The sequence below is a fragment of the Sphingopyxis sp. EU05-FHT14B03 genome (genome assembly GCF_058790875.1).
Window position 1 is genome coordinate 222,293 of sequence record NZ_JBYTDC010000004.1, and the last position, 25,455, is coordinate 247,747.

Annotated in this window: 24 protein-coding genes and 1 pseudogene; 17 read left to right on the forward strand and 8 right to left on the reverse strand. The window is 62.4% G+C overall.

The window, feature by feature from the left end:
* Positions 1-131: 131 nt before the first annotated feature.
* Together AC3WS4_RS22455 and AC3WS4_RS22460 are read right to left on the reverse strand one after the other, a co-directional pair.
* The gene (locus tag AC3WS4_RS22455) at positions 132-2,153 is read right to left on the reverse strand and encodes a ParB/RepB/Spo0J family partition protein (RefSeq protein WP_492740487.1); all 2,022 of its coding nucleotides are present in this window, start codon (positions 2,151-2,153) and stop codon (positions 132-134) included.
* A 174-nt stretch (positions 2,154-2,327) separates the two neighbouring features.
* Positions 2,328-3,236, reverse strand: coding sequence for a DUF7146 domain-containing protein (locus AC3WS4_RS22460; protein ID WP_492740488.1), 909 nt, complete (start codon positions 3,234-3,236; stop codon positions 2,328-2,330).
* 354 nt (positions 3,237-3,590) lie between these two features.
* On the opposite strand from AC3WS4_RS22460, the gene AC3WS4_RS22465 reads away from it, so the two are divergent.
* From AC3WS4_RS22465 to AC3WS4_RS22485, 5 genes are all read left to right on the forward strand, one after another.
* Positions 3,591-3,938, forward strand: a complete 348-nt coding sequence (locus tag AC3WS4_RS22465) for a MarR family winged helix-turn-helix transcriptional regulator (RefSeq protein WP_492742989.1) — start codon at positions 3,591-3,593, stop codon at positions 3,936-3,938.
* A 243-nt stretch (positions 3,939-4,181) separates the two neighbouring features.
* On the forward strand, positions 4,182-4,712 hold the full coding sequence (locus AC3WS4_RS22470) for an RNA polymerase sigma factor (protein WP_492740490.1): 531 nt from the start codon (positions 4,182-4,184) through the stop codon (positions 4,710-4,712).
* Positions 4,709-5,719 (forward strand): FecR family protein, encoded by a 1,011-nt coding sequence (locus AC3WS4_RS22475; RefSeq protein ID WP_492740491.1) that lies wholly within the window; start codon positions 4,709-4,711, stop codon positions 5,717-5,719. The genes AC3WS4_RS22470 and AC3WS4_RS22475 overlap by 4 nt, the downstream gene beginning before the upstream one ends.
* A gap of 84 nt (positions 5,720-5,803) precedes the next feature.
* Positions 5,804-8,398: a TonB-dependent receptor domain-containing protein gene (locus AC3WS4_RS22480; protein ID WP_492740492.1), complete on the forward strand. Its 2,595-nt coding sequence runs from the start codon at positions 5,804-5,806 to the stop codon at positions 8,396-8,398.
* Positions 8,398-10,542 (forward strand): Atxe2 family lasso peptide isopeptidase, encoded by a 2,145-nt coding sequence (locus AC3WS4_RS22485; protein ID WP_492740493.1) that lies wholly within the window; start codon positions 8,398-8,400, stop codon positions 10,540-10,542. Before AC3WS4_RS22480 ends, AC3WS4_RS22485 begins: the two co-directional genes overlap by 1 nt.
* On the opposite strand, the gene AC3WS4_RS22490 is transcribed toward AC3WS4_RS22485, so the two are convergent.
* The 6 genes from AC3WS4_RS22490 to AC3WS4_RS22515 all read right to left on the reverse strand — a co-directional run bounded on the left by AC3WS4_RS22490 (position 10,470) and on the right by AC3WS4_RS22515 (position 14,868).
* Entirely contained in the window at positions 10,470-12,269 is a 1,800-nt protein-coding gene (locus AC3WS4_RS22490; protein WP_492740494.1) for an asparagine synthase-related protein, read from the reverse strand. The genes AC3WS4_RS22485 and AC3WS4_RS22490 overlap by 73 nt on opposite strands.
* Positions 12,266-12,937: a lasso peptide biosynthesis B2 protein gene (locus AC3WS4_RS22495; protein ID WP_492740495.1), complete on the reverse strand. Its 672-nt coding sequence runs from the start codon at positions 12,935-12,937 to the stop codon at positions 12,266-12,268. The genes AC3WS4_RS22490 and AC3WS4_RS22495 overlap by 4 nt, the downstream gene beginning before the upstream one ends.
* A gap of 55 nt (positions 12,938-12,992) precedes the next feature.
* Complete coding sequence (locus tag AC3WS4_RS22500; RefSeq protein ID WP_492740496.1) at positions 12,993-13,130, reverse strand: benenodin family lasso peptide; 138 nt, start codon at positions 13,128-13,130, stop codon at positions 12,993-12,995.
* A gap of 157 nt (positions 13,131-13,287) precedes the next feature.
* Positions 13,288-13,926 carry a GntR family transcriptional regulator gene (locus AC3WS4_RS22505; RefSeq protein ID WP_492740497.1) on the reverse strand — a complete coding sequence of 213 codons (639 nt, stop codon included), beginning with the start codon at positions 13,924-13,926 and terminating at the stop codon, positions 13,288-13,290.
* A 3-nt stretch (positions 13,927-13,929) separates the two neighbouring features.
* Positions 13,930-14,346, reverse strand: coding sequence for a helix-turn-helix domain-containing protein (locus tag AC3WS4_RS22510; protein ID WP_492740498.1), 417 nt, complete (start codon positions 14,344-14,346; stop codon positions 13,930-13,932).
* 144 nt (positions 14,347-14,490) lie between these two features.
* Positions 14,491-14,868, reverse strand: coding sequence for a hypothetical protein (locus AC3WS4_RS22515; protein ID WP_492740499.1), 378 nt, complete (start codon positions 14,866-14,868; stop codon positions 14,491-14,493).
* A gap of 380 nt (positions 14,869-15,248) precedes the next feature.
* Between AC3WS4_RS22515 and AC3WS4_RS22520 the strand changes: the two genes are divergently transcribed.
* The 12 genes and pseudogenes from AC3WS4_RS22520 to AC3WS4_RS22575 all read left to right on the forward strand — a co-directional run bounded on the left by AC3WS4_RS22520 (position 15,249) and on the right by AC3WS4_RS22575 (position 25,286).
* The gene (locus AC3WS4_RS22520) at positions 15,249-15,554 is read left to right on the forward strand and encodes a hypothetical protein (protein WP_492740500.1); all 306 of its coding nucleotides are present in this window, start codon (positions 15,249-15,251) and stop codon (positions 15,552-15,554) included.
* Positions 15,541-16,314: a DsbC family protein gene (locus AC3WS4_RS22525; RefSeq protein ID WP_492740501.1), complete on the forward strand. Its 774-nt coding sequence runs from the start codon at positions 15,541-15,543 to the stop codon at positions 16,312-16,314. Before AC3WS4_RS22520 ends, AC3WS4_RS22525 begins: the two co-directional genes overlap by 14 nt.
* 207 nt (positions 16,315-16,521) lie before the next feature.
* Complete coding sequence (locus AC3WS4_RS22530; RefSeq protein WP_492740502.1) at positions 16,522-16,839, forward strand: hypothetical protein; 318 nt, start codon at positions 16,522-16,524, stop codon at positions 16,837-16,839.
* 115 nt (positions 16,840-16,954) lie between these two features.
* Positions 16,955-17,221 (forward strand): hypothetical protein, encoded by a 267-nt coding sequence (locus AC3WS4_RS22535; protein WP_058539826.1) that lies wholly within the window; start codon positions 16,955-16,957, stop codon positions 17,219-17,221.
* 5 nt (positions 17,222-17,226) lie between these two features.
* Positions 17,227-17,862 (forward strand): TraE/TraK family type IV conjugative transfer system protein, encoded by a 636-nt coding sequence (locus tag AC3WS4_RS22540; RefSeq protein WP_492740503.1) that lies wholly within the window; start codon positions 17,227-17,229, stop codon positions 17,860-17,862.
* Positions 17,846-18,613: a type-F conjugative transfer system secretin TraK gene (locus AC3WS4_RS22545; RefSeq protein WP_492740504.1), complete on the forward strand. Its 768-nt coding sequence runs from the start codon at positions 17,846-17,848 to the stop codon at positions 18,611-18,613. The genes AC3WS4_RS22540 and AC3WS4_RS22545 overlap by 17 nt, the downstream gene beginning before the upstream one ends.
* Positions 18,610-19,908, forward strand: a complete 1,299-nt coding sequence (locus AC3WS4_RS22550; protein WP_492740505.1) for a TraB/VirB10 family protein — start codon at positions 18,610-18,612, stop codon at positions 19,906-19,908. The genes AC3WS4_RS22545 and AC3WS4_RS22550 overlap by 4 nt, the downstream gene beginning before the upstream one ends.
* A gap of 35 nt (positions 19,909-19,943) precedes the next feature.
* Complete coding sequence (locus AC3WS4_RS22555; RefSeq protein ID WP_492740506.1) at positions 19,944-20,546, forward strand: TraV family lipoprotein; 603 nt, start codon at positions 19,944-19,946, stop codon at positions 20,544-20,546.
* Complete coding sequence (locus AC3WS4_RS22560) at positions 20,543-23,059, forward strand: TraC family protein (RefSeq protein WP_492740507.1); 2,517 nt, start codon at positions 20,543-20,545, stop codon at positions 23,057-23,059. Before AC3WS4_RS22555 ends, AC3WS4_RS22560 begins: the two co-directional genes overlap by 4 nt.
* Positions 23,059-23,388: a hypothetical protein gene (locus AC3WS4_RS22565; RefSeq protein ID WP_492740588.1), complete on the forward strand. Its 330-nt coding sequence runs from the start codon at positions 23,059-23,061 to the stop codon at positions 23,386-23,388. The genes AC3WS4_RS22560 and AC3WS4_RS22565 overlap by 1 nt, the downstream gene beginning before the upstream one ends.
* Before the next feature lie 219 nt (positions 23,389-23,607).
* Positions 23,608-24,273, forward strand: coding sequence for a conjugal transfer protein TraW (locus AC3WS4_RS22570; RefSeq protein ID WP_492740508.1), 666 nt, complete (start codon positions 23,608-23,610; stop codon positions 24,271-24,273).
* Positions 24,270-25,286, forward strand: a pseudogene (locus AC3WS4_RS22575) (TraU family protein). Before AC3WS4_RS22570 ends, AC3WS4_RS22575 begins: the two are co-directional and overlap by 4 nt.
* Positions 25,287-25,455: the final 169 nt, after the last annotated feature.

A 25,455-nucleotide genomic window follows, 5' to 3' on the forward strand; every position in this document is an offset into this window, starting at 1 on the left:
CCGAGCCCCCTCGCTCCGCCGGTCGTAGGCGACGGGTGAGATTTTCCATTTGGTCGGGGCAAGGCGAGGCAGGGCGCGAGTTTTGGCGAGATGGGGCCGCAGCAACGCCGCGGCCCCTGGACGAACGCCCGTCAGGCGGCCTCGGGCAGCGCCTCGTCGTCCTGTTGGGCGCGCGCATCCAGATCGTCGCCCGAATTCTCGGACGTTTCGACGTCGACCTGATCCACCTCTGGCACGAAGCGCATCGCACCGGGGAGCCAGGAAAGCGCCCGGTCCTTGACCTCATTGTCGACGATGATCGACCCGGCAAACAGCTTCTCGGCCGAGACGGCAAGGTCATATTTCCGCGATGCGGTATAGCGGCTCGCGAGTTCGCGGCCGCCGATCGCCTCGAAGAGCTTCAGGATCGCGGGCCTGGTGATGCGGTCGAAGAAGTTGCGCGCGGTCGGCCTCCACCAAGACGCGACATCGATGCCGAGCTTGGCGCCGAGATGGTTGAGGAAACCGCTGCCAGCCGCGCCATCGGGCACCGAATGGAGCGTCCGCGCCACGGCCCAGCCAAGCCAGGCGGCCCGTACCTCGTCGTCGAGCGCGCAGAAGGCGTCATAGCGCTCTTCCATCTCCTTGTGGTTGATCCAGCTGCGATCGAGCGCGGCATCGAGCTTCGTCCAGGCTTCGGCGGCGGGCATGCCGCTTTCGAAGTTTGCGACCCTGGGATGCGGCGCGTTCGCGCGAAGCTCGCTCGGCATGCCGTAGCTGCCATAGGTTCGCGTCGCATTTTCGACCATGATGAACGTTCCGAGGTCCAGCGCGAAATGCGGATCGCTGGCGACATGGAGCGCGAGAAGCTCGGTCTTCATCATCGCGAGCTCATCGCTGAGCCGTGCGCTGTATTTGACCTCGTCCTTCTCGTCGTCCGCCTCAGCATCGTCGCGAGCGTCTTCGTCATCGCCATCCGCATCGCCGTCGTCTTCATCGCCGGCTTCCTCGTCGGCGTCGGGCTCGACATAAAGCTGCTCATGGAGGAGCGGCTGGCCGTCGCTGCCGATGACCACATAGGCGATCGCCGCGGCACGCTGCTCGTCGGTGATGAGCACGCCGGTATCCTCAAGGGCTTCAAGCTCTTCGTTCAGCACCTCGAGACGCTCATATTGCTCTTCGCTATAGTCGCCGGCTTCCGCGGCGGCCTTTTCGATGTCCGCGACCTCGGTCTCGATCACGGCCTTTCGGGCAACAGCATCCTCGCTCAGCGGCACGGGCTCGCCGTCGAGATGATCGAGCTGACAGGTTTCCATATAGGGGACGCGGCCCGCCGGAACGGCACGAACCTCGGCGAAGCCCTCGCGATCGCGAATGGCGACGGCGGCAGCGACAAGCTTTTCCTCGGCAAGCCGTTCGAGGATATCACCATCGATCCAGGTTTCGGTCTCGGTATTCGAGAAGAGGTCGCCGTCGATGCGGCCACCAGCAGCCTGATAATCCTCGCGGCCGACGAAGACCGCCTTGGGATCGGCGCCCTTGTAAGAGCCCGCGGCGAGGCGCCGCCGGATCTCGCCCACATTGCCCGCATGATAGCTGTCGCCGAGTTCCTCGAAGACGCTCGCCTGCCGCTGCGTGTCCGACGTGCTTGCATAGGCAATGGCGATGTCGAGCGTGATCTCCTCGCGGCGGAGCGCCTCGAAGATCGGCTCGGCGAGATTGGCGAGGCGCAGGCGGCCTTCGACGAAACGCTTGGTCAGGCCGAGGCGCTTGGCGACCTGCTCGACCGACTTGCCTTCCTGGTCAATCATGTTGCGGAACGCCTCGCAGGCGTCCGCCGGGTTCATCGCCAGATTATAGTAATTTTCGGTGAGGCTCATCTCGATGGCGTCCTTCTCGTTCGCCGTCACCATCACGGGAACCTGAAAATCCGCAGGCAGCTTCCCTTGCGCGATCTGTTCGTGAACCGCGCGCAGCCGCCGGCCACCGCCGATGATGCTGAAATGGTCCTTCTTGCGCTTGACCGCGACGCCGATGAGATTCTGCAGGACGACACCGGTCTCGCCCAAATTGGCAGCGAGTTCGCCGTCGGCCTCCGCATTGCTATGCTTGCGGACGTTGAGCGGCGACACCGAGCAATTGACGGCGAGCGCGTAGATGATTGGATATTGCATGATGGTACTCCGGTCGCGGAGCGTCCTGACCATCAGGCCGCAATCCGCATCGGGCCCCTTCCCCCTCCCTCCAGCCGCGCTCGGCCGGACCGGTGATGACGATTTCCTATCCGCCCACCTTCTCGCCGAGACTCCATCCCGGAATGCTGGCGTGGAAATCCGGACCGCATCGGGTCAGGCGACGTGGGACAGATGGCGGTCGCCGTTCGCGGCCAATCGCCGCAAAACGTCGTTCCAGTCGTTCAGACCAAAGCAGGGAAATCGGGTCACGACGGAACGCCCGGGACGGGCATGAACCTGCTCCGCAAGATGCGCGCCTGCCCGGCCAGCCCTGTCCGCATCCGGAAGGACTATGAGGTGTTCGATCGCGTCGGGCACGCGGATCCGGGAGAGGCGTTCGCTACCAAGGGACGCCCACACGGGAATTCCAAGGAGGACCATGGCTGAGAGCGCCGTTTCAACGCCCTCGGCGAGGCCCAGAATTGTGTGCGCAGGGGCGAGGCGAACCGCGCCGGCCATAGGGCGGCCGAGCGTCAGTTTTGGTTTTTCGAGATCGGCGGCAAGGGTCCCGGTGGACGGGTCAAGAAAGATACGCTGGATCGCGACAAGCCTTGGTCCCTCGGTGATCGGGGCGATGATGGCGCCGCGAAAACGGACGCTCTTGCCTCGCCCCAGAGGCGTGCGCGGATTGTAACGCAAGGCAGGGGTCTGAATCGCGAGGGCGCGCGAGCGCAAGTAGCGAGCTCCCAGCGTGTCTGGCAGCGCATCCGCGCCCTCCCAGATTTGACGTGCGCGCTCACTCATCGGTGATGTCGCGTGGATGGGAGTCATGGGCGGCACGGGCGCGATCGATGGAATATTGAAATGAAGTCGGCGGATCGCCCGCAATATCTCGGTGGCCGGACAGCCCGCGAAACATTTGAACAACAGGCTCCGCTCGCCGATCCGCACGGAGAGGCTCGGATTTATATCGTCGTGCGCAGGACATCGGCACATAGCGCCGCCGTCACGCCATACTCCGCCGAGGGCCTTCACGAGATTGATTGCGGCTGACTGAAGAACAAGATCGCGATTTGAATGCATTTTGAGGGAATCTCGTCGACGAAGAACAGCTATGCCTCTTCACCTCTTCCTCCCCACCGGCTTTTGTGGGCAGCAACAGCATCGAACCTTTTGGATCCGATTTGGTTTTTTCTCTGATTTTCTGAATTTTTTACAATCTCGGCGCCCGGTCCGCTGCGAGGCTGATCGTTGGCGCAGGAGGCAATCCATGGCAGGGACATTGATACGCCGGCGCGCCGGCGTATCGAGTGCTCTCGCCGGTCGTCGCGTTGCACAATATGTCATCGATCGGGGGGCCAGGGGCCACCCCGCTACAACAGAGACAAGGCGCGTACGCTGATGGCGGACGCGGGTTCTCCTCGCCCACCCGTGGAAATGGATCGCATCGCCTTTGCGCGATTGATCGTGCGTGTGGTTCGTCATGTCGGCGATCGATTGGGGCGTGACCTGTTTTCCATGCCCGCGCTCGATATGATGCTGGATCTCTATCTTCGCGACGAGCATCGCCCGATCTCGCTCACCAGCCTCTGTGGCGCGACCAACGTCCCGAGCCGCACGGCGCTGTTCACGATTAATCGGCTCGTCGAGTGCGGGCTGTTGACGAGACATCCCGATCCCCGGGATGGGCGGCGGGTCAATGTCGATCTGTCGGCGAGCGGCCTTCGCCTGCTTGACGAATGCGTGGAGGAACTGATCGAGCTCACCGGGCGAGGCCGCGCCTGAGGCGTTGATCAAAGACATGGTTGCGAACGCGCCGGATGTGATGCACATTTGATGGGCAGCGCGTAGATTAGCCGGCGCCGTCGCTGTGGAATGAACCTGCCAGGCATCACGGGCGCGCGTCCATTCAGGTCACGCGAGAGCAGAGGCAATTGCCGGCATCTCCGGATGGCCTGCCCGTGACTATCACCTATTTTCCGTTTTCCCCGGCTGCAACCGGTCACGTCGCGATTCCCGTGTGATCCGATGTCCTCCCATATCGAAGATCGTGGCGAAGAGATCGTCGGCGAGAGCCGCGATCTTGAAGCCGTGTATCGCACCGAGGCGCCTCGACTGGCTCGCTATTTTAAATTTCGCTTTCGGGGCCTGGAAGACCCTGAAGACCTCGTGCAGGAAGTCTTCATGCGCATGGCGGCGGGGCGTTCCATCGCCGAGCTTCGCGATCCCCAGGGCTATTTCAAGCGCATCCTGCGCAATTTTCTTATCGACCGAAATCGGAAACGTCGGCGGCAGCCCGGATTGGTATCGATGGAGGGCGTCGAGCCGGCCATGGAACCCGATCAGGCCCATGCGATCGAAGTAAGTCAGATGCAGGATTTATATCGTGCGGCGGTGGATGCGTTGCCGCCTAGGACGAGAGAGGTATTTCTCTTACACCGAGTGGAGGAATTGAGCGTCAAGGTCATTGCAGGCCAGCTTGGCATTAGCACGCGAACTGTGGAATGGCACATCGGAGAAGCGATTTTCCGGATTGGAAAAGCACTGAATATAAGATGAGCGATCAAGATTCTCACGACGCACCGGATGATGACGGCCTCATGGGCGAAGCCACCCGGTGGTTTGGCCGAATGCGCGGTCCGGAAGCCGAAAAGCACAAGCCCGCGTTTGAGGCATGGCTGGCTCGAGGGGCGCTGCACCGGGCGTTCTATAATCGCGCCGGCGAGATCTATGCGATGGGCAAGTTCCTGAAGGACGATCAGGAAAGCCAGCCTGGCAGCGGTTCAAGGCGAAGCCCGATCCTGGTCTCGCTAGCTATCGCGGCGGTCGCCCTGGCCAGCGCTTCCGCTGTCCACTTCTTTGGATCGGATGACGCAACCAAGCCGGCGGTTGCCACCGCGAGCAGTTCGACGCTGCTCGTCACCCGCGAGGGCCAGGTTTTGACCCAGACGCTGCCGGACGGCTCCAAGGTAACGCTGGAGCCGGAAAGCGCGCTCAGGATTCTTTTCACGGCCAAGCAGCGAGGTTTGCGCCTTGAGCGCGGTCGCTCCCGGTTCGAGGTCGCGCATGAAGCGCGCCCCTTCATCGTTCTCGCTGGACGCGGGAGTATCACGGCGCGGGGCACCGTCTTTGACGTGAGCCTGTCGCATCGCGATCGCGTGACCGTGCGTTTGCTGCAAGGGAAGATCGATGTCGCCATGCCGCGGACCTCGAACAAGACTCCGTCCGTGAGGCGTCTCGTCGCCGGGGAGAGTGTTTCGTTCGGCGAGCCGTTGAGCCAGCCGACGGTGCCGGTTTCTCCTGTCAGCGGTGCAGCGCCTGGCGACGTGGTTCCCGTGCCGGATATCCGCGAATTCACCGCGACGCCGCTGGGTGACGTGCTGGCGCTGTCGAACCAGCGCCGCATGGCTATCCGATTGATGGACAGCGAAGTTGCCGCCTTGAAGGTATCCGGTCGATTCCGCCTTGATGATCCGGAAAAACTCGCCGCAAAGCTGGCCCTGCTTTTCAACCTTTCGGTCGACCATGCCCCCACGGGCGAGATTCTTTTACGGCAACGGAAATAATATTCTCAAGGCGACCCCGTAGCGCGCGATGACCTGCGTCCATTCCCCATAGCCGGCTAGACGGTTTTAGATCTGGGGGATTGGATGCAACTTGGAAAATTTGGGCGCGGCGCGCTGCTGGCGGCGGCTGCGGTAGGAGGATTCTGCCTTCCGAGCATCGCCGCAGCGCAGGAAGCGTCTCGGGACTTCAATGTCGCGTCGATGAATCTTGGCGATGCGCTCATATCAATCGGGCGCCAGGCCGGCGTCGAGGTAATTTTTGCCTCCGATGCGGTTGCCGGACGACAGGCCCCCCCGCTTCGCGGAACCTATGGCGTAAAGGAGGCTATTGCTCGCCTCCTCGCCGGTACCGATCTCATCGTGGAATCGCAGGATGGCGGATATGTCATCCGGGGGCGATCCGCGCCGTCGGGCTCGGCCGAAATTCATACGACCGTGAACGATGGCAACGATATTATTGTCACGGGCTCCCACATTCGAGGGTCGACCAGCGCGTCACCGATCACCGTTCGCACGCGCAACTCGATGGAATCGGAGGGTCTGAACGACCTCGGGGCGTTCATCCGATCCCTCCCACAGAATTTTTCCGGAGGTCAGAACCCGGGCGTGCTGGGTGGTCAGGGCGGGAGTCAAAATCTCTCGGGTTCATCCAATCTGAATCTGCGCGGGCTTGGACAGGACGCCACGCTTACGCTGATCAACGGTCACCGTGTGGCGTATGACGCCATCAGCCAAGGTGTGGATATTTCCGCTATTCCTCTCGCAGCAATCGAACGGGTCGAAATTGTTACGGACGGTTCGTCCGCCATCTACGGTTCGGACGCGGTTGCCGGCGTAGCTAACGTCATTTTGCGTCGCGATTTTGCGGGAGTTGAAGCGACAGCGCGATTTGGCGCATCGACTGATGGGGGCAACGAACAGCAGGAATATTCTCTCGTCAGCGGAGATCGCTGGGACGGTGGCGGATTTATGGTGGCCGGCGCGTTCCAGCGAGCGACTGCGGTCACGGCGCGCCAGCGAACGTACACAAGCGGGATTCATGTTTCCAACACGCTGCTTCCCGAACAGAAGCAATTTTCGTTCGTTGCTTCGGGATACCAGGATTTATCGAGCTTCGTGAACGTCTCGCTTGATGCTCAGTACAGTCATCGCGAACAGCGTTCCGCCGTAGCTTTCTCGACCACCGCCAGCGCAACGGCGAACGGGAACCTGAGCCACCCGGCGGTTGAATCGTTCACGATTTCGCCGCGGCTTCGCTTCCACCTCCCCGCTCGTTGGGAGGCGACGATCGCGGGTAGCTATGGCCAGAGCAATGCATATTTGACTCCGGTCCGGACAGCTGTCGGGCAAACGACGCGATCACACATTCACTATGACAATGAAGTATATTCGGTCGAAGTAAATGCCGAAGGACCGCTGTTTCGCGCGCCGGGCGGCGATGTGCGGCTGGCAGTCGGAGCCGGATATCGGTCTACAGGACTCGAATCTCTCGTTTCGTCGACGCGCGGAACCATAACGACGACGACCGAACGTTTCAGCGATCGGAGAGGAACCTATTTCGCGTACGCGGAAGCGGCGCTTCCGCTTGTCGGCCCAGACAATCGCAACGCGGTTTTCGATCGCGCTTCGATCGACGCCGCGATCCGTTATGAAAATTACCCCGGCATTGGAGATATCGCGACCCCGAAATTGGGCTTCGTCGTCGGATTTACGCCTGGCATCACCCTGAGTGGGAGCTGGGGCCGGTCCTTCAAGGCGCCGACGCTTTATCAGGAGAACCAACTCCAACAGGGTTACCTGTTTCCGTCACAAATCTTCATCAACTCGCCGCTTCCGATCAATTCCCCCGTTCTCCTGCTAAGCGGTGGCAATCCGAATCTTCGACCGGAACGGGCAGAAACATGGACGGCAACCGCAAGGTACGAACCAGCGGCGACTCCGGGGGTGGCGCTGCAGGCGAGCTATTTCAATGTCGACTATCAGGATCGGGTCACCTTCCCGGTTGCAAGCATCACATCGGCCTTGAGCAACCCGATCTATGCGCAGTTCGTAACTTATGGTCCCTCGGCAAGTTTCATCGAGGCGGTCATCGCGAGCTTGCCGACGGGACTTAGCAATCAAACCGGCGCACCATTCAACCCGAACAATGTCGGTGCCTTCGTCGCGAATGCTCTCACGAACACGTCGCACGAAACCGTCAAGGGGGTCGATCTCTCGGCGAGCTATGAGCATGAATTTTCCGGTGGGGGTCGCCTCAGCCTCGGGCTCTCGACGAGCTATCAGAAGAGTACAAGGCAGATCAGTAAGGGTCAGCCGACGCTCAAGCTTGCCGGGACGATCTTTGATCCCCCGCATTGGCGAGGCCGCTTCACAGGAACCTGGGAGCAGGACAATGTTACCGTGGCGACCGTGATCAGCCACACCGGCGGCACGTTGGATGATCGCTTTCAGCCCTTCATGCGAGTGAAATCCTTCACCTCGGTTGATTTGGTTTCAACAATTCGAGGTCAGGGCACGGGGTTCTTGGAGGGGTTCGAAGCGAGTTTCTCTCTTCTCAATCTTTTCAACGAAAAGCCGGATGTCATCCGCAACACCAACCCCGCAGATCCTCCGTATGACACGACCAATTATTCAGCTGTTGGCCGCTATGTCGGCATCCAACTCCGGAAGCGCATGTAATGCGCTTCATCGGAATCAGCGGCGGCGTCATGATCGTGGCGTTCCTCGCTTCGGCACAGCCAAGCAGCGCGAAAGGAGTAGGCGCCGATTGCGCCGATCTTTTGCCGCAGCCCCGGTCCGATGCGACGCGCTGGCGCGGACTGGTCGCCGAAGATCTGATCCGACTTCGCGATATTGGTCCCGCGGATCTTCCCTTCCCCGATATGAGACTGATTTCGCTTTCGCCCGATGGCGAAAGGGTCGCCTTCCAATTACGGCGGGCCGATCCGAAGGCCAATCGCTATTGTCTTGCGATGATCGTTGCCGACCTCAGCCAACGATCGGCTCCGGTCGTCGTTGATCAAGGCGGCGATCTCATTCGGATGTTGATGGATTTTCGGGCTTCGCCGGTCTTTCCGACTGGAATTCCGCTGGCGATCGTCCCGCAATGGTCAGCGGACGGGCGATCAATCTTCTATCTGAAGCGAACGGGTGCTTTCACCCAGGTGTGGCAGGCCGACGCATCTGGCACGGGAGCCAAGCCGGTCACGAAAGCGATGTTCGATATCGAGGATTTCGCGCTTGATGAACGGCGAACAAATCTTGTCATTGCAGGCAGACCGGGAATCGGACGCGCGTCGGAGACGATAGATCAAGAAGGGCTGGCCGGATTTCATTTCGACGACCGCTTCGCTCCCACGGCCAGCAACCGACCGTTCCCCGGACGGCCGATCTCCACCGAGCGCTTTGTGGTCGAACTCGCCACCGGAGCAATGCGCCCGGCATTGAGCGCCGATGCGAAGATTTTGGAGCGCCACCAAGCCGAACCCGGCTCGCAACTGGCGCCAGCCGTGTCGGCTAAGGGATGGACGGCGACCTTCAAGCCCGAGCCGGGCAATGGACTCGTCGCAAAGCTGCGCGTGTCGGTGACGACAGATACGCAGCGGGAACTCCTATGCCGCGCAGATACATGCGTGGGACGGTTGTTTCGTGCTTCGTGGAATGGCGACAGCCTTTTCTTTTTCCGACGGGAAGACCCTGTCGCCAGCGTGACCAGTCTCTACGAATGGAGGCCGGGCGCGCCGCTGCCACGGCGAATCTTTTCGACAAGCGACCTGCTGATCGACTGCCAGCCCGCGGGCGCTTTCCTGCTTTGTCTTCGAGAGGGTTCGACGCAGCCCCGGCGTATCGAACTGCTCGATCCGCGGACGGGCAAATCGCATCCCGTTTTCAATCCCAATCCCGACTTCGCCCGGTTAAGCATCGGGAAGGTCGAGCGCATCACCTGGCGCAACAGCTTTGACCTCGATACGATCGGCGACCTTGTCTATCCAGTGGGCTACCGGCGAGGCATCCGCTACCCGCTCATCATCGTCCAGTATGACACGCGAGGGTTTCTGCGGGGCGGCGTGGGGGACGAGTTTCCGATCCAGGCCTTCGCCAACAGAGGCTATGCGGTACTGAGTTTCAGCCGCCCGACACATATCGCGATGACGCGTGGCGCAAATGATGTCGGCGCAATCAATCGAGGAAATCTGAAAGGGTTTGCGGATCGCCGCAGCGTCCTCTCGTCCCTCGAAGTGGCGATCGACAAGCTTGCCGAGCGCGGAATCATCGATCGCACAAGGGTTGGAATCACCGGTCTCAGCGACGGTGGTTCGACCATAGAGTTTGGTCTCGTCAACAGCACGCTGTTTGCCACCGCGGCCTCAAGCAGTTGTTGCTGGGACTCGACGATGCCCGCGCGGGTTGGTCCCGCCGGCGCGCGCCACTTCAGAGAGACCGGGTATCCGGATGTGTCCGAATATCGGCCCGATTTTTGGGATAGAATTTCGCTGGTCAACAATGCCTCGCGAATCCGCACACCGATTCTTCTCCAGATGGCGGACGATGAGTATATGAGCGCCTTGCCCGGATACACCGCTCTGCGAGAACACAGCGTGCCGATCGATCTTTACGTGTTCCCGAACGAACACCATGTGAAATGGCAGCCAGCGCATAAGCTTGCGGTTTCGAAGCGAAGTCTCGACTGGTTTGACTATTGGCTGAAAGGACAGCGATCGCAGGCTCCCGAGCGGAAACGCGAGCTGGATCATTGGGACGCACTTCGGGCAGAGGCAAAATCATACGCCGCGGCGCCAAGGGCTGCCCCGTCTAGCCAGTGATTGAGCCACGCCTCTGTATCCAGCAAGTCGAGGATCCGCGGTCGTTCTTCGGGCCGAGCGACGACGCGATCATCCAGAGACGCCTCAAGCGATGGCCGATCCACTAGCCCACGACCGGCGAGATGACCATCGAGTAGGCGTTCCCGGATTCCACGCCGAAAGCGGTCGATGATCTGCGCACTGAAGCTATCGGGCGTGCCCTTGACGCGCCGCTCTAAAATCGCAGCAGGGAGAATGTCCCTAAAGGCATTTCTCGCCAAGGCGCGATCGCGGCCGCCGGCGCACCATTGCCAGGTAGGTATGGACAGGCATAGTTCCATTATCGGCTGGGCAAGCAAGGGACTTACGACAGGTGCGTACGCTGCACGCGGAGGCTCGAGCGTCTGCTGGGCTCGAAGGATGCCGGCAATATGGATCTGATACCCAGGTAGCGCATTTTTTGGACCCAACAGCCAATCATGCTCCAGCGGTCGATCAGCCTGGACCTCAATCAAATCCGGATGGAGGAAACGTGTGTCCGCCTTCCATTGATATCTCGTCGCCCGGCTCCGATACGCCTTCAGTGCGGCTTGGCCTACCTGCCAGTAGCTCGTTCCTGTCAGGTCCACGACGTCGCGAATTGTGGCCAACACTCCACTGTTCCATCCTTCGGTGAGATATCGGTCCACGATTGGCTTTGCCGATTTCAGGTTAGCGAAGACATTGTCACCTCCATTGCCCGTCATGAAACCGTCCGCGTTTCGCTTCGCGGCGTGGGCCAGGAGAGCCCGCTCATAAGCCAGGCCTTGGGTCCGTCCGACTGGTCTCGGCAGATGAGGACTCATCGGCTCATCGATATCGATTTCGCCGGGATCATATCGGCAAGCGATCAGGTCGTAACCAAATGCGTCACACAGAATCTTCGAGAAGCTGCGCTCGTCGCCGGCTGCATCGTCGGTGAACATGGTAAGGCCGATGGGAGAAGTGCCGGACATCGAAAGGCACGCCGCCACTATCGAGGAGTCCAATCCTCCTGAAACCGAGATGAGCGGGCGCTCGAACCTTCGTGCAAGTGCTGAGACACAGCGATGAACCGTCCGCCGTAACGTGTCCGTGTTTTGCTCGATCGAGACGGCCTGCCTTGCTGTGACATAATCCCATGGCGACCAAATTCGCTGAAGAGTTCGTTGGTGCTTTCCCACGAAAATCCGGGTGCCGGGAAGCAGTTCGGAAACGTCAGCAATCGCCGTTCCCGCCGCAGGCAGTCCGGAGCAATAGAGATATTGCGCCACGCCCTCCCAATCGATGGCTGCACCCTGCCCTCGCAAGATCATCAAAGTGCGGACATCCGACGCAAAAATCAGCCCCCCTTCGGCTTCAACAAAATAGCAAGGGCGTGTGGCCGATGGATCTCGAAATATTGCGGTTCCGTCAGATGTTTCGACCACGCCGACATAGCTTCCCCAGTAGGACGACAGCAGCGGTTCATAATTGTCTTCAGCTAGTGCTGCCTCCGTTCGCACATCGAGCTTCGATAGTGGCGCTGTAGGACCATGGCGATCATAGACCTCCCCGATCAGCGCGCCGGTCCCTGTTGCAAGCGTGATGACGTGGGTCCTCGGACCCGCCAGCACGGTCAGGCGTCTCGCGGTAAGCGCCGGTTTCAAATCCGGGATAGGGTGAATCATCTGGTTCAGCGATCCGCCCGGTTCGCCTCGTGGGACAATGAAGGCATAGGCTGCGGTCATGCCATTCTCATTATGGGGGTGAAGAGGATTGCCTGTTCAAAGTCGCCTGTGATCACGGCACCCTCCAGCTCGACCCAGCAATGCGCCTCGAATGGATTGACGCGTACGCCGAGCACGATGCTGCTCCGGGCGCCAAATTGATTGGTGAGGGCGTGCATCGCCAGCGACCTGGGCAGGCACTGGTCGCGGACAGACATCAGTCGATCCGAAATTTCAAACGCCGACTGAAGCCGCTGAAGCTTTTGGTCCAAGGGACCAACCGCGGATTTCCATTTCTCGCGAGAGCGTCCCTCAAGAATTTGACGGATGCTGCGGATGTCGAGGCGCTGCACGGCATGTCCTGCGCGCCATCGCGCGTAAAGCACCTTTGCGATCAGCCACAATGGGGGCTTTTCGATCGCGATCGGCCGCAGATCGCGAGTAGGCGGGGAGATTGGGGTCGGCCAAGCTTGTTCCGCGTCGTCAGATTCGACAAGGATACGGTCGGCAAGCATGGTGTCGAGGAATTGCCGATCCCCATCTTGCACGGTCTCCCCAATGGCGACCGAGCGAAACGCGGCTTCAATCTTTGGCGGCACCGCGAAGTAGCGATTTGTTTCGGTATCGAGAAAAATTGCCCGATCGCCACAGAGGCAATGAAACAGGCCGTCGCGGAGCTGAAGATTCACGAAGGCGCCCTCCCCGGCAAGCGTGCGCCCGGAATTCGGGCGCACGCGCGGCTCGTCACTCGTCCGAGATGCCGACGCGGAGTTCGAGACCGCCTTCGTGGTCATCGATGCCGACAAACCGTCCCTTCGTCTCCTCGGTTACCGAACCGAGATCGATCAGGGTGGTTTCGAGCTGTTCGTCGTTGCGCTGCATGGCAGTGCTCCTTCATCAAACACCGCGACCATTCGCGGCAGTCCCAGATTTACCGGATTCCGGAGCAGGCCGGTTCAAATATACGCCGCAATTCTTGCGCTATTTCCGTAGCTTATGGAGAATTTGAGTTTAACCGAAACGGCAAAGGCACGCCATCTCAAGGGCTTGTCGTTGTCCCTTGCACAAGAGCGTAAAGCTGGGGGGCATGCTCAATCCGCCGCCGATGATAGGCGATAACGCGCCTTCGGACGTTGGCTTTGACGTCGATCGTGCCGTTTCGAAAGAATGTGCGAAGTTCGCGTTCCAGGTCGCCGAACAGCCTTGGCTCGACGAGTCGGAAATATTGGAGGCGCTCGTTCGCCCGCTGGACCGCCGCGACGAATTCCTGATTTCCAGACGCGCCGGCAATGGTCTCGAAGGTCGTGCCGATGGCGGATGCAAGTTCAACGGGCTCGAGACCGGTGCGAAATTCCCGCACACCGGCCATGGCTTGGCGGATCGCGGCGGCGCTGGAGAGATGAAGTGCGGAGAGCAGTTGCTGTCCCGTCCAGATGTAGAGGCTGGTGAGCCCATGAAAATCGGGCAGCGCGATACGAAATCCGCCGTCGGGATGGGACTCTACCAAAGTTTCGCCGACCAGCCGGCACAGCGCCTCGCGTACCGGGGTCGGGCTTGCCGTGCACTGGTCCGCGATCCGCTGGATGTCTATGCGTACGTGCGGGTCGATATGCCCTGCCAGGATTTCGTCCTTGAGGGTTCGGTAGATCCGGTCCTGGGTGACGCTTTCCGGTGCCATCGATCACGCAGCGGATGATATGCGGAGCCCCTGGCTCCACCGCGGGGTAAGCGCGCTCGTCAGTTGATCGAGATGCTTTTGTGCGACGACTTCGATGCACAGTCGCTCGAGCTCCCGAAGGTCTCCGATCGCCAGCTGCATCGGGAACGCCATCTTCTGGGAAAAGAACATCAGTGGAATGAGGATATGCCCCGTCGACAGGTCCAGCTTATACGCACAGAGTAGATGGTCATCGAGCCGCGCTTTCGGATTTCCAGATTCGATTTCCCGGAGCCATCGCACGCCCATGCCGAGGTCTCGTGCGAACTCGCGCTGCGTCAGCCCTTCCCGTTTCCGTGCTTCCTCAATTCGCCTTCCCGACTGTTCCTTGATACGCGACAGCGGGCCTTCAGCGACGGAAGCCGCGTCTTCCAGCGACATTTCCGCGTCTCCTTCTCGGGAGATTGCGCCCAGCCAAGGCCTGTAACTTATGAAATGCTAGGTGTGCATCACACCTCGGTCAAACGGAACTGCCGCAATTCTTGCCGGGTCGCTCGGCGCAAGGCCTTGAGAAGGTGAAGGCTTCTATCCGGGCGCGCCGTTTTGGGCAGCCGGTTTCACACGCTCATAGGTCGCGCGGAGCGTCTTATGGTCGGTCCGCGTCAATTGCTGCAAGGCGAGAATATAGATGCTCGCCAGGGTCGGCGCATCGCGATCCGGCGCGACCTCGACGACACGCTCGGCGATCCGTGTGGCGACATGATTGAGCCCCTTGGACGCTCCCAGATAATGATCTTCATCGCCCTGGAGCCCCGCTTTGGCAAGCGACGCAAGCTGTTCCAGAACCTGGGGCGCCGGCATTCGGTCGAGGCAATCGACGGCGACCTGCAGCGTGGTCCCCCAGGCGAGCAACGCGCGGGTGCTTCTGATCAGGTGGACATGGGAGTCGATGAGTAAATCCATGCCCGCCGGGGAAAGCCGGAGTTTGAAGGTGCGTGATTGCCGCGTCATCGGTCTGCCCCCCAGCACACAGAAAACCAGCGTGGTGATACCATCGACATATTAACCTTCTGCGACAGCGAACCGAAGTGCAATTTCCGGCTCATCTGGAACGATTTCGGTCCTGCGGATCTCCCCTTGTAATAAGATGCGCCGTTTAGACCGCTTCGGCGCAGGATTTGCGCAATCGGCACTTCAGTGCCCTCCCCATTGTGCGCTTTTCGTTTCGTCATCATTCCTCGTCTCGTTCCGGTTCGAGGAGACCATTGGTCTCTGATCATCAGGTCCGCTCCGGTCCACCGATCGTCAGTCACCGCGCAATTTGCGCCACGAGGAGACATGCCATGACGCCGTACAATCGGTGCCTAGCCGGCATCGCAATCCTGTCAGCCGGCGCAACGTCGGCATCGGCCCAGTTCGAGGCGGATCGGCGCGCCGATCAGACCGAACCGTTCGCAAAACGGGGTGAACTGATCGTCACCCAGGACGCGAACGGTTTCGCGATTGGACGCCGTGCCGCGCCTACCCGCCATCCTCGCGAACCGGTGATGAAGGCGCCAATCTTGCTCGGCGCCGCACACCGGATCGACAGGTCGATCTTCGTCCATGCGGTCACGCCCGCCGGGGAGAAACGCGATGCGCGCCGCTAGGGCATCATTCTACGCCGCGATGGCGATCGCGTCCCCTGCGCTTGCGCAAGCGGCCTCGCCGGATCCTTCCGAAGAAGCGCTGGGCAATGCCGCCGAGCAGGCGGAACGGGAGCTGCGACAGACCTTCACCAACTTCCAGTTCGAGGAGTTCGGACCGGCGCCTGTAAGAGGGCCAATATATCAGGCGATCGCAGGCGGGCGAGTCCTCTATTTCGCACCGGAAAGCGATCACCTGCTTTTCGCGGCGATTTACGACAAGAATGGCGTGAACGTCACCGCGATGGCCCAGGATGCCAGCGCGCGAAAGCGGCTCGGGGCGATCGACGAACGCGACGCGCTGGTCATCGGTCCCGCGGGCGCGCCCAAGGTCATCGAATTCACCGATCCCGATTGTCCCTATTGCCAGGCGCTCGATCGCTTCTGGGCGGCGAAGGCCACGGAAGGCAAGCCGGTGCAGCGGCTCATCTATTTCGTGAGCGGCATCCACCCTGACGCGGCCGCCAAGGCCGAGCATATCCTGTGTTCCCCGGACAAAGCAGCGGCGTTCAGAGCCATTTATGCCGGGGCGAGCCCGCCGACGCGCGCGAAGTGCAGCGCCGGTGCCGAACAGGTCGCCCGCCACGCGGCGATGGTCCGCAAGATGGGCATCACGGGCACGCCGACGCTGTTTGTCGACGGGAAGCTCGTCTCGGGTTTCCAGCAGGCCGAGCTCGAGGCGTTCCTGAACGCGAAAAGGGAAGCAGCGGGCAGCAGTCCCTGATCGGCGGCATCCCGCGAACCAAGGCTATTCTGGCGGGCCCCGATCGCGCCCTGCCGCTCGGATGAGCGCGCCGGCGACGATCGAGGACCGGAATGCCGACGGCATCGGCGCTCTGTTGGAGGCCGTCCACTGCTGCCGTCGGCCGGAAACGATCTTCGTCGTGCCGGCAGGCAGTTTCGGACGGTCTCCAATCGAAGGAGAATGGACATGGTGACATTGTTTCGGGGAAGGACGTTCCGCACGATCGACGCGGCGGTCCTTTTCCTCCTGGCCGCGGTCGCGTGCGCCGGCGTGGCTCACGCCTTTCAGGCGCCCGCGGCCGGCGACCTCGGTTACGACATTTACGACATCGTGGTGAACAAGGGCGTGAAGGGCCCGCTGGGCTTCGTTGGCGGTGTCGCCGCCTTCCTGTTCGGCGTCTCGCGGCTCTTTTCCAACATCATGATCGGCATCCCGACGATCGTGGCGGCGGTCTGCCTCATCAAGGCGGATTCGATCCTCCAGACCTTCGGCATGGTGATCTGACATTCGGTGCGCCGTCCGCCGGCAGCTCCGGCAACCGACGCGCCATCCGGGACGGGGGGTGGTGGTCATCCCCCGGATATCACGCCGACGCGTGATGAAGCATGGGAGAAGGGCGTTGGATGAACGTCTGCCGCAGTTCCTGCATCGACCGGTCCAGATCCTCTGGTTCGACGCCCAGGAATTTGTCGTCGTCATGAGCACGATCTTCGTCGCGGTCATCGTCGGCGGTCTGATCGGCTGGGGTCTCATCGGCGCCCTTCTCCTTTTCCTTCCCTGGAAGCGCACCAAGCCGCGCGGGTTCATTCCGCACCTCGCCTGGCGCTGGGGTTTGATCCGCTTCCGCTTCTATCCGGGTCCCACCCAGACCCGCTTCTTCGAGTAGGTCCGATGGCAGGTTTCTTCCGACGCAAGGACAGCGCCGACATGATCGGCGACACGCGCCCGAGCTGGCATTTGCACCGCTATCTCCAGGGGTCGGCAAACCTGTTCGAAGAGAACCGGTTGCTGAAGTTCGCCGTCGCCGGCCTTTTCGGCGTGAGCATGGTGCTCGGCGCCGTCATCTATTCGACGAACCAGGGCCAGCGCACGGTGATCGTCCCGTTCGGTGCCACCGGTGACCTCTATGTCACCGGCAGCAAACCCTCGGAAACCTATCTGCGCACGATCACCTTCAATATCGTCAGCCTCGCGGGAACCTATTCGGCCTATTCCGCCGACCGGCAATTCCAGGAACTTCTGACCATCGTCCATCCGAGTGCCTATAATGCGCTCAGGGACAGCCTCAGCCAGCTCCTGGGCGAGCTCGAGAATAACCCGACGCTGTCGATCGCGACCTATATCCGGGGCGATCAGCCCGTCACCTATACGGCCACCGAGATCCTCGTGCCCGTTGAAAAGGTCCGCGTGATCGGGGGCGTGATCCGCAAGTTCCGCGGCAATCTGCGCATTCGCTACGCCACCGAAAATGGCCGTTTCTGGCTGACCGCCCTCCAGGAGGAGAATTTCAATGCCGATATCCGGTAAACGCCGGAGGCTTGTCTGCCTCCTCGGTGCCCTGCTGACGCCGTCCATCGCCCTCGCCCAATCGATCACGGCGCTGCCCGACCAGACCAGCCGCATCCGGCTCTCCAATCGTGACGTAAACCATGTCGTGTGCGTTGGCGGCGAGATCGAGGATGTGAAATTCTCGGCCGAAAAGGGCCTCGCGGTCGAACGCGGCGGGTCGGATGCCTGGATCAAGTTCCTCGTCCAGGAGGTGGACGACGCCGGCGCCAAGACCCGCAGCTATGTCACGACGCCCTCCGAATTCTTCGTATCGTGCAACGGCGCGATCTACCCACTCTATGCCGAGCCTGCGGACATCCCGGCGCAGACGGTGACGCTTGTTCCCGGTTCCGTCCAGCGCGCCCGCGCCAATGACGCCCTCCTCGCACCATTGGTCGAGGAAGAACGTGCGGTAGGCATTGCGCTCGCGATCCTGCAGGACCGTGTTCCCGCGTCCTTCACCGAAGTCGCGCCCGCCCGCGAGGCCGTCGCCATCGGCGATCTGCCACAGGTCAAAACGACCGAGCGGCGCCGCCTCGAAATCGAGGGCGCGGGCCTTTCGGTCAGCGAATATCTGCTCGACGCCGCCGAAGCGGTCTCGCTCGACGAACGCGACTTTCTCGATGGTGCCTTTGGTGCCGACATCTTCTCCGTGACGCTCGACCGGCTAACGCTGGCTGCGGGCGATATTGCTCGCCTGATCATCGTTCGCCGGAGTGCGCAGCCATGAGCGCGGACGCCGACAACGTCGCCCCGGGCAATGAAACGCACGTTCGGGAGACCATGCCCGCAGAAGGATCGCGGGGTCCGGCTCTGTTCGATTTCCGGGCGCAGTGGGAACGCATGACCTCGCGGCAGCAGCTCCGCGCGAAACAGGCCGGGGTGGTGTCGGCCATCGCGCTGGTCGGGTTCGGTCTCTATACGGCGAGTTCCTCGAAGGATGCTGAGGCACCGAAGCCGCCAGAAGCGTCGAAGCTCGACATGGGCGCGGGCCTTCGCGGCGACAGCCTCGAGGTCAAACTGCGCGGCGACCTCCAGAAGATCCTCGACGGGCAGACGCTGCTGGGCGACCGGGTTACCGCGATCGAGGAAGGCAAGATGGCGCCCGGAAGCATGGCGGATGGCATGCCCGCGGCGGAAGGCGGCGCGGATGGAGATCTACCGCCCGCCCTTCCGGGGGAGGCACCGACCTATCCGCCGGCGCCGCCGGAAGCGAATGCTGAAGCCGGGACTATCCCGCCCCCGCCCGCGGCGCCAACCGCCCCGGCAGCGCCGCCGGCTCCTCCCACCGAACGACAGATCGGCGCAATCGGCGCGGCAACCTCGGCCCCGGCTCCCGAAGGAGGCGCAGCCGGCGGGGCGCGCTTAAAAAAAGCGAACCGGACGATCTATTTGCCGCCTGGTTTCATGCGGGCACGGCTCCTGACCGGGATCGACGCGCTGGCGAGCAAGGACGCGACCAATAATCCCGAGCCGATCATCGCGCGCGTCCAGGCGCCCGCAGTGCTGCCGAACGATGTGAAGGCCAATCTGGCGGGATGCTTCGTGATCGGCAACGCCACCGGCAGCCTCGCCAAGGAGCGCGTCGAGGTCCAGCTCGTGTCGATCTCGTGCGTCGATTTCGACGAGCATGCGGTCGTCGATCAGACCATCAAGGGATTCTTCGTCGATGCCGACGGCAAGAAGGGCCTGTCGGGCAAGGTGGTGACCCGCGCGGGTGCGACGCTCGCTCGATCCTTCATCGTCGGCACCATCGCCGGCATTTCCCAGACCGTCGAGGGCACGTTCGGCAGCGTCTCGACCTCCGCGCTCGGCAGCGTCCGCAGCCTCGATGCCGGCGACGCGGCCAAGGCCGGTATTGCCGGCGGGCTCTCGAAATCCTCGGACAAGCTCACCGACTTCAACCTCGATCTGGCCAGGCAAGCCGGTCCGGTCGTCGAGGTGGGCGCCGCCAAGGAGGTCGTGGTCGTCATCCAGGAGGGCGTCGCCCTCGAGATCAAGCCGTCCGTCGGGAGCAAATTCTGATGCGCCCGTCATCCAAGCCGAAGGGAGTGACCGCGATGGTCCCAAAACTCCATATCCTGTCGTCCACCCTGCCCATCCTGGCGATGGCCACGGTGCTCTCGGGTTGCGCCAGCGTCGGCGCGCTCATGTCGCCTTATTCGGAGAAGTTCGACTGCAAGAACTCCGACCATGGCCAGTGCATCCACCCCGAGCGCGCCTATGAGGACGCCGTTTCCGGAGCGCGGTCCAAGTCCGATCCGGCGGTGACCAATGACAAGACAATGCTGCGCGGCATCGGGAGCGGAGCTGCCGCCACAAAGATACGCAGCCGGACGGGGGCGACCGTTTATGGAAGCTACAAGGACAGCGTCTACCAGGAGCTCAAGGGCCTGATCGATGCGCCGGTGACCCCGATGCTGCGCCCCGCCCGCACCGTGCGAACGCTGATCCTGCCCTATGCCGATCGGCAGCGGCCCGACCGGCTCTATATGCCGCGCTACATCTATTCTGTGCTCGACAAGCCGACCTGGGTTGTCGGCGGCGCCCTCATCGCCTCGCCTGACCGCGCTCGCGAAGCCCCCATTCTGTCGCAGGTCAAGGAAGCCGCCCATTCGGAAACCGTCGCGCCTGCCACGCCGGTTGTGGAGCCCCGGCCATGAGCAGGCAGGCCTCAAACCTCAGCTTCGCGCGAATGCGCAGCGCCGTGCAGCGCGACAGTTTCTCGAATTATCTCCCGATGGTCGCCTGGGACGCCGACAGCGAGGCTTTCCTGTGCATCGACGATTGCTGGGGCCATGCCTGGGAGATCATTCCGACCGCCTATATGTTCAGCCATGTCCAGGGTGCGCTCCAGGGATTGCTGAACATCCATTTCCCTGACGGCACGGTCCTCCAGATCCACACCTTCGCCGATCCGCTGATCGACGATGCGCTCGACGCCTTTCTCGACCTCAAGACAAGGGACGATCCCCTGATCCAGGCCTCGGCGCGCCGGACGCGCGATTATCTCAGCGCAGGCCGCCATGGCCTCGAGGCGCTGCACGGCATCCCGGTCCGGAACTTTCGAACCCTGCTTTCGATCAAGACGCGGCGCCCGCTCGGCGAGGACCTCCGCCGCCAGGTCGAGGAACAACTCGCAAAGATGGGCATCCGCCGCCTCGCCCCGGAAGAGGTCATCGGCTTCTACCGACGGATCTTCAACGGCGTCGCCAATGCCGCGCCGGGCGTTTTCGCGGACGGAACCACGGTCGGAGCGCCGCCGATCGCCAAGCAGATCATCGATGCCGGTCCCGATCTTCTCTTCGAAGGGCCGGAAGTGTTTCTCGGCAACCAGGTGGCGCGGTGCCTCACGCCGAAGGCACCGGCGCGGCGGATCACCGCCGAGCGCGCCAACCGTTTCATGGGCGGGATGCGCGGCGCGTCGGAAGACAGCGACCAGATCGGCGGCCCATTCCTCTACACGCTCAATATCCTCTTCGATCATTCGCAGTTCGAGATTCACAAGCGCGCGCAAATCCTCTCGGCGCAGAAGGCGGCGGGCAGCTTTGCCGTCGAGGTCGGCAAGCAGATCGACGAGATCGGCTGGATTCTCGACGAGGCCGGCAATTCCAAGTTCGTCCGGGTGATCCCGTGCCTCTGGGTGTTCGGGCGCGATCGCGGCCATGCCCGTGAGATGGCGGCGCGCGCGAAGCGCCTCTGGGAGGGCGAACCCCTGCCTTTCTCGATGCAGGAAGAAAGCTATCTCAATCCGACCCTGCTGGTGATGAGCCTGCCGTTCGGGCTCTATCCGGATCGCACCACGCTCCGCCTCCTTGAGCGCGACTTCCGGATGCCGGTCAAGGCGGCGGTGCTGCTGGCGCCGGTGCAGACCGACTTTCGCGGCGGCGGACGGCCATCGCTGCTCTACACGGGACGCAAGGGCCAGCTCATCACGCTCGATCTCTTCGATCCCAGGATCAACAATTATAATTTCATCGTCTCGGCCGAGAGTGGCGCGGGCAAGAGCTTCCTCCTCAACAATCTCTGCCAGCAATATTATGCCGGCGAGGCGCTCATCCGCATCATCGACATCGGCGGGAGCTACCGCAAGCTCTGCACCTTATGCTCTGGCCGCTATATCGACATCGGCGAGGAGCGCCTCGTCCTCAATCCGTTCGACATGGGGCTCGCGCTCGACGGAGACGACAAGCAGTCGGCGATCAGCATGGCGGTCGCGATCGTCGCCGAGATGGCGAACGCCTCGACGCGCAAAGGCGTCACCACCTCCGAATGGAACCTGCTCAAGTCCGCCGTGCAATGGACGATCGACACGGGCCGCGCCGATCATGGCATCGACGCGGTGCGCGACTGGCTCGGCACCTATCCGGACCGCGTCGAGTCCGGGCTGGACCGCGTCGAGCATCTCGTGCCGACTGCGCGCGAGCTTGCCTTCAACCTGCGCGATTTCGGGTCGGACGGCGCCTATGGCCATTATTTCAACGGCCCCTCGACGCTCGACATCCGCTCGGACGAGTTCGTCGTGCTCGAGCTCGAGCGGCTGAAGGCGATGCCCGATCTCTTCAACGTCATCGTGATGGTCGTCGTCAATGCGGTAACACAGGAGCTCTATCTCTCGGCGCGCGATCGCCCGCGCTTCGTGCTCTGCGACGAAGCCGCGCAGTTCATGACACGAACCGAAGGCCAGGATTTGTCGCGTCTCGCCGAGGCCTTCGGCCAGGGCTATCGCCGCGCGCGCAAATATCGCGGCTCGTTCGGGATCGTGCTCCAGAGCATGAACGATCTCGCGCTGTTCGGCGGCACCGGCCAGGTCATCCTCGAAAACGCCGCGACCCGCTTCCTCCTGCAGGGATCGACCTATGATCGCGCGGTCGACAACAAGATCCTCGATTATTCGGGGTTCGTCCTCGATCTGTTGAAATCGGTCCGCAACTCGAAGCCCAATTATTCGGAAGTCTTCATCGACTCGCCGCTCGGGCTCGGCATCGCTCGCCTCGTGGTCGATCCCTTCTCTTACTGGATCAATACCTCGGCGCCCGACGAGGTCGCAGCGTTCGAGGCGGTGATACACAGGGGTCTCTCGCCGCTCGAGGCGATTTGCCGGCTCGCGGGAGTCGATCCGGACGAAATCGAGGGCGTGGCGGACAGAAGTCCGTCGATGCGGGACGTCGCGTGATGCGCCCCCGGCCCGCGCCGCCGTCCGACACGCTGGAACTGACCGTGGCCGACATGGAAATCGTCGACCGGCTGGTCGAGGAGCGGCTTGCCGCGCGCTTCGAGACGGACTCCTTCTTTTGGCGTTTCCGCCTGGTTTCGGTCGAGACCTTCGTGATGGGCGCGCTCGTGCTGGTCGCCGGACTCCTGCTCAAGCAGCCGACGATGCTGGTCCTCCGGGCCAGCGTGCTCGTTGCCGCGACCTGCTTCGCGACGGGCTTCACCCTGCTCCTTCTCTCGGCCTGGGCGGCGAGGACCATGACGCGGCTGCGCAAATGGTGGCGGCGATGAACGGGCTCATTTCCGAGGCGCCATCACAGCAGGCGGTGCGGTTGGCACTCGGCGGATTCCTCCTCCTCGTAGTGCAGAGCCTGCTCCTGCTCCTCGCGGCACCCCCGGGATCCGATCAGCGGCTGCTCATATCGGTGCTGACACCGCTCGCGGTCGCAGCACTCACCCTGTCGCTGGTCGGATGTCCGGAGCCGCCCGCAGACCATTGGAGGCGGCGTCATGGACGATAGGATTTTCAAGAGCTCCGTACCGCGGCAAGCCTCGCTGATCGCGGTTCTCGCAAGCTGCGCGATCGCCAGCGCCGCGGTCGCGGAGATAGCCGGCGCGCAGCGCAGCACCATCGGACGGACCTGGCCGATCGCCGAGCCCGACGCGCTGGCCGAGATCGAGGCCAAGGTCGCTACGCTACCGCGCGACATGGCGAAGAATTTCGGGCCGCGCAGCCGCTGGAGCGCGCTCAAGGCGGCCGAGCTGCCGCCGGCGCAGGCGGATCGGGTCCGGAAAATCGTGCCCTTCCATACGCTCGAATTCGACATCAAGCTCCCCGACGGGCGCATGGTCTATCCGAAGGGGTTCACCTTCAATCCGCTCACCTATGTGAAATTGCCGCAGCGCCTCGTCGTCGTCCATGCGCGCGACCTTGGCTGGGCACTCCGCACAGCAAGGCCGTCGGATTTCATCCTGCTTTCGGCGCTGGGCTCCGACAGCGGCGATGCGATCGCGCTCGGCGAGCGGAGCGGGCGGGCGATCTACATTCTCGAAGAGCGGGTGAAAGAGCGGCTCGGCCTCAGCGTCGCGCCCGTCATCGTCGCACAATCGGGCACGCAGCTCATACTCAGCGAATTCGGGCCGAAGAGCCGGTCGCCGGATGGAGGGCCGCGATGATGCGCCGCCTCCCTTTGCTCCTCGTCGGCCCGCTGATCGGCCTGACCGCCTCGTTCGCATGGCCAAGCGAGGCCCATGCCTCGAAATGCGAGAGCGGCACCATGTTCAACCCGATCACCAAGGTGCGGTGGACCTGCGTCTTCCCGATCACCGTCGGCGGCGTGCGGATCGGCGCTCATGACAAGCTCGACAAGGCGCTCGACGCGCAATCCGCGTCGAAGCCGCTCTGCGCGTGCCGCAAGGGCGTGCAGTTCTGATTCGGCGTCAAGGTCTCCTACTGGTCGCCGAACCGGATGATCGACGTGGTGACCGAACCCGGCTGCATGATGGCGCTCGGCGCCGACCTGATGCCGACCGGGGGACGCCTGCAGGGCAGCCAGTCGTCGATCTCCGACGGCACCAATAGCCGCAAGATGTTCGCGCAGATGCATTATTATATCTCGCCGGTGTGGGCGATGCTCGACATGTTCACCGACCTGCCGTGCATCGAGAATGACGGTTTCGATGTCGCGCTGATCACCGAAGTGCTGCCGACCTGGCAATCGGGGGCGCTCGGCGCGATCATCCAGCCCGAAGGCATATTGTTCGGAAATCCCGCCGCTGGTCTTGCCTGCATGGGCGACAGCGCGGCGGCGGCCGCCGGCAAGGTCATCGATCCGCTCTTCTGGTGCATGGGAAGCTGGGGCGCTACCTATCCGGTCGCGGGGGACATCCACTTCGACGACAGCGTCGAGGCCTGGGCGGGCCTCGCGGCGCGCGGCACCTTCATGATGGGCCGCCTCGGCGCGCTGACGATCAGCTCGGCGGACGGCTGCTCCTTCGTCCCCCAGCCGATCTGGACCAAGTCGCGCTACAAGCTTCAGATCATGGAGCCGGTCAAGGGCGGCAAGTGCGTCAATATCGGCCGCCCCGGCGCGCTCTGGACGAGCGCCAAGCATGCGCCGGGCAAGGACAATGCCCAGTTCATGCTCTTCGAGAAAGTCATCTGCTGTGCCGGGATCCCCGTGCCGTGAGCCGATTGACCTCCCATCCTTTCGCACGGCGTCCCGGCCTCGTTTGGAGGTCCGCCCGCCAAGGCCTCGACGGCGGCCGGTGGCCATGCGGAACTGGGGCGGTGCCGCCCTCCCCTCGCGGCATCGCCCCAGACCCGGCCAGCGCGGCGCTTTCGTCATGGCGAACCAG